This window comes from Falsiroseomonas oryziterrae (assembly GCF_021864505.1).
GTDB lineage: Bacteria > Pseudomonadota > Alphaproteobacteria > Acetobacterales > Acetobacteraceae > Falsiroseomonas > Falsiroseomonas oryziterrae.
On sequence record NZ_JAKJIB010000369.1, the window covers coordinates 1 to 3,752 of the forward strand.

The following is a 3,752-nucleotide window of genomic DNA, read 5'->3' on the forward strand; positions in this document are numbered from 1 at the left end:
CGGCCCATCCCGACCCGGTCGCCTACTACGCCGAGGTCGCGACGGCGGCGCGGGAGGCGGCGCGCGCCGCCGGCCTCGGCCGGCTCGTCCTGCTCTCGTCGGAGGGCGCGCATCTCGCCGCGGGCACCGGCCCGATCCTCGGCCTGCATCGCGCCGAGGCAGTGCTGGCGGATGCCGCGCCGCACGTGACGCGGCTGCGCCCGAGCTACTTCCAGGAGAACTGGCGGAGCGTGTTCGGCATCGCCGCGGCGCAGGGGATCCTGCCGACGATGCTGGCCGCGCTCGATGCGCGCCGGCCGATGGTCGCCACCGCCGATATCGGGCGCGTGGCCGCCGAGCTGCTGGCCGACCCCTCGGCGCCTGCGCTGGTCGAGCTGGCCGGGCCGGCCGAGTATTCCGCGCGCGACGCGGCGGCCGCGATGGCGAAGGCGCTCGGGCGCGACGTCGTGCCGGTGCAGCCGCCGCGCGCCGCCTGGGAGGGCATCCTGCGCGAGGCCGGCCTGGGCGACGCCTATGCCCGGCTGATCGCCGAGATGTACGACGGCATCAACAGCGGCCACATCCGCTTCTCGGGCGCAGGCGAGCAGCGCCGCGGCCGCGTGACGCTGGAGGAGACCGTCGCCGCCTGGAGCCGCGAGACGGTGCCGGCCTGAACGGCGGCGCGAGGACCGCGCGCGCGGTCCTCACGCGATGCGGCAGGTCGCGCCCGGCCCGGCGGCGTCACGGGATGACGCCGGCGGCACGGCGACCTGCGCGTCGCGCTCCGCCGTCAGCAGCGCGATGTCGGCGCCGAGGACGAGGTCCTCGACATGGCCGAACGCCTGGCGTCGCAGGCGGCCGGCGCGATCGATGAGCAGCAGCGTCGGCGTGCCCTCCATCGCATAGGCGGCCATGGTGCGCGGCAGCGCGCCGCCGGCCCGGTCCGGGGCGTCGATCCCGATCGGGATGTCGAGCCTGTATTCATGCGCGAAGGCCTCCAGCGTCGCGCGCGAATTCGCGGCGTGGTGCTCGAACACCGTGTGCAGCGCGAGCACCGCGACGTGGTCGCGATGGAAGGCGCGGCGGACGCGCAGCAGCTGCGGCAGCGCGTATTGCACGCAGCCGGGACACAGCATCTGGAATGCGAGCGCGACGACGACGCGGCCGCGCAGCGCGGCGAGCGTCGGCGGTTCGGGCGCATGGAGCCAGGCGGAGACCTGGAATTCCGGCGCGGGGCGTGGGTCTTGATGCATGAGCGGATCCTTCGTCGCCCCGGGGCGGATGCCCCGGGGCCCCTCCGTTCGGGTCAGGCTGCGCGGCGCCGCGGCGTTGCGGCGGTGTCCTCGATCGGGTTCATTCGGAGCATCGTTGCTCTCCTCTGGTCTCTCGCAGGGTCGGTTGGGGGTGGCGACGCGGACGCGCTGGGTTGGCCGCCTCAGCGCGTCCCACCGCCGGGTGCCACGCGCCCGGGCAGGGACAGGTTGCCGGACGCGACGTCGAAGACCTGCGCCACGCAGAGCAGCGGGGCGTGCAGGTTGCCGTTGACCTTGAGGCCCGCCGTCACGCCGTCGAAGCGCGCCTCGCGCAGGCCGGGAAGTTCGGCCATCGGCACGCGGACCTCGATCGTGTCGCCGGAGAAGGTCGGCGGCAGGTCGGGGCTCGAGATCATCAGCGGCACGCCGGGCCAGTCGCCGGGCACGCGCGGATGGCGGTCGCGCGGCAGGTCCTGCACCTTCAGCGCGGCATCGCCGCAGGCGGCATCGGGGCCGAGCACGACCCAGTGGCTGTGCCAGACATGCCGGTTGCGCTCGCGCCCCGGCGCGCCGTCGTCGAAATCCGGGTGGAAGGTGACGGCGAGCGCCAGGACGCCCTGCCCGGGATCGAAGCCGACGATTCCGCTGTCGAGCGTGGTCGGCCAGACATAGGCGTGCACGTCGCTGCCGGCGAAGCGGCCGGTTTCCTGCGGGCGCGTCGCGCCGGCCTGGCCCGCGACCTGGATCCGGAAGACGGCCTGGTCGCGCTCGACGGCGATCGAGGCCTGCACGATGTCGAAGTCGGCGAGCGCCGCGCTGCCGCGCGGCGCGGCGATGCCGGCGCCGTGGTGGGGCTGCGCCGCAAGCGGCGCCGCCAGCGACAGGGCAAGCGCCCCCGTTGCCGCGGCGAGCATGCCGCGGGTGATCTCGAAGCTCATCCGTGTGGGTTCCGGCTAGGGTGGCGTGGCGGCTGGCGGTCCGCTGACGAAGCGGGTCCAGACGACCTCGGCCTCGTCATCCGGCAGGGGATCCTGCTCGGCGCAGTCGAGGCGGAGGTGGCGGTCGCCGAAGGGCGCATCCACGAAGCTGCAGTGATGCGGCGTGGCGGCGTCGGCGGGATGGGCGTAGGGGCGGAAGAAGCGGCAGGTGGCGCACATCCGCGCCGGCGCGATGGCGCCGCGCAGCTGCAGGCCGCGGATCAGCTTCGTCACCAGGCGCAGCAGCGCCTCCTGCTCGGGGGGCGGCAGGTCGGCGGCGACGTCGAGCAGCGTCGCGGGCCAGTCCCCGGCCTCTCGCGCCAGGGCCGTGCCGGCCTCCGTCAGGACGAGCCCGGTGGCGCGGGCATCGCGCGGATCGGGCTGGCGGCGGATCAGGCCCTTGCGTTCGAGCGCCGTGACGGCGTCGCTGGCGGTCGGGCGGGTGATGGCGAGGTGCTCGGCGATGTCGGAGACGCGCAGCGCGGGGCGGGCCGCGCCGCTGCGTGCCGCCAGAAGCGCGAGCGCCTGGGCCTGGGTCGGCGTCAGGCCGTGCGCTTCCGCCAGCCGCCACTGGCCGGCGCGCAGCGCGACCGAGAGGCGCGACAGCCCGGCCGCGAGGCGGCGGGGCAATGGGTCGGACAGGCTGTCGAAGACGGCGGTCATGGCGGCGATTATATGTAGGACTCCTACTCAATCAAGCCCGTTTTGCCCCTATCGGCCGGCCCGCAAGTAGCGCCGCTTCGCCATCGGCCGCGCCACGGCCTCCCCGAGACAGGCGGCTTCGCGCCCCGCCGGTGCGCTGCCGATGTCGGGGGCGATCCTTTCCTCGCGCCTGGGACCGGAATGGCACCGTCTCTCCGACACGACCGATAGGAAGTATTTACTTCTTTCGTTCGTTGATTTCTTGACTCGACATCTGATGCGCGTGGAAATGACCTCGCTCCGTCGGGATTGGCCTCGGCGGTGCGGAGCACAGGCCCATGCCCATCACGGCGCCGCGCAGCGCAGCCATCGCGGGGTTCCGGCGTCGCGCCGGCCTCTGTCCGGGCATGCGATGCCGCCGGCCGATGATGCGTCCGGCACGCGCCCTGCCTGCGTTCAGCCCCCTGCCCGAGGCCAGATCATGATCCAGTCCCGTCCCATCGAGATCGAGGGCCGCTTCGTCGGCGTCGCCGTCAACGCCTCCGCCGACTGGCACTTCGTCGCCATGGATCCCGTGCTCGAGGATCTCGACGGCGTGCATTTCCCGGACCCGCAGGAGATGGCGCGCGTCGCCCGTCTCGTGCTGGCCCGCGCCCGCGGTGCGCGCCAGCTGCCGCTGCCCTTCGCCAGCGCGGCCTGAGGTGCTGCGATGAGCGCGGCCCTCGCCTTTGCGCCGGACCCGTCGGGCCCGGCGCCGCACCGTCTGCACGCGCTGTTCGGCGCCGAGATCGAGCGGCCGCGCCTGCTCCGCGCCGCCGATGCTGGGACGCCCGCCGCGCTCCGCGCGATGCTCGCGGCACACCAGGTGATCCTTCTCCGCGGCGCGCAGCTGGATGCCGAC

General features: G+C 74.3%; 5 protein-coding genes and 1 pseudogene. 3 read left to right on the forward strand and 3 right to left on the reverse strand.

Annotation, left to right across the window (positions count from 1 at the left end):
- Positions 1 to 653: pseudogene (locus tag L2I40_RS20285) on the forward strand (hypothetical protein); the annotation flags it as partial.
- A 30-nt stretch (positions 654 to 683) separates the two neighbouring features.
- Here the strand turns inward: L2I40_RS20285 and L2I40_RS20290 are convergent.
- From L2I40_RS20290 to L2I40_RS20300, 3 genes are all read right to left on the reverse strand, one after another.
- Positions 684 to 1,232 (reverse strand): peroxiredoxin family protein, encoded by a 549-nt coding sequence (locus L2I40_RS20290; RefSeq protein WP_237216992.1) that lies wholly within the window; start codon positions 1,230 to 1,232, stop codon positions 684 to 686.
- 182 nt (positions 1,233 to 1,414) lie between these two features.
- On the reverse strand, positions 1,415 to 2,170 hold the full coding sequence (locus L2I40_RS20295; protein WP_237216993.1) for a hypothetical protein: 756 nt from the start codon (positions 2,168 to 2,170) through the stop codon (positions 1,415 to 1,417).
- Between the two features lie 15 nt (positions 2,171 to 2,185).
- A complete protein-coding gene (locus L2I40_RS20300) occupies positions 2,186 to 2,872 on the reverse strand; it encodes a MarR family winged helix-turn-helix transcriptional regulator (protein WP_237216994.1) in 687 nt (228 codons plus the stop codon).
- A gap of 460 nt (positions 2,873 to 3,332) precedes the next feature.
- On the opposite strand from L2I40_RS20300, the gene L2I40_RS20305 reads away from it, so the two are divergent.
- Both L2I40_RS20305 and L2I40_RS20310 read left to right on the forward strand, forming a co-directional pair.
- Complete coding sequence (locus tag L2I40_RS20305) at positions 3,333 to 3,551, forward strand: hypothetical protein (protein WP_237216995.1); 219 nt, start codon at positions 3,333 to 3,335, stop codon at positions 3,549 to 3,551.
- 9 nt (positions 3,552 to 3,560) lie between these two features.
- Positions 3,561 to 3,752, forward strand: a 192-nt coding sequence (locus L2I40_RS20310) for a hypothetical protein (RefSeq protein WP_237216996.1), incomplete at its 3' end; no start/stop codon positions are given.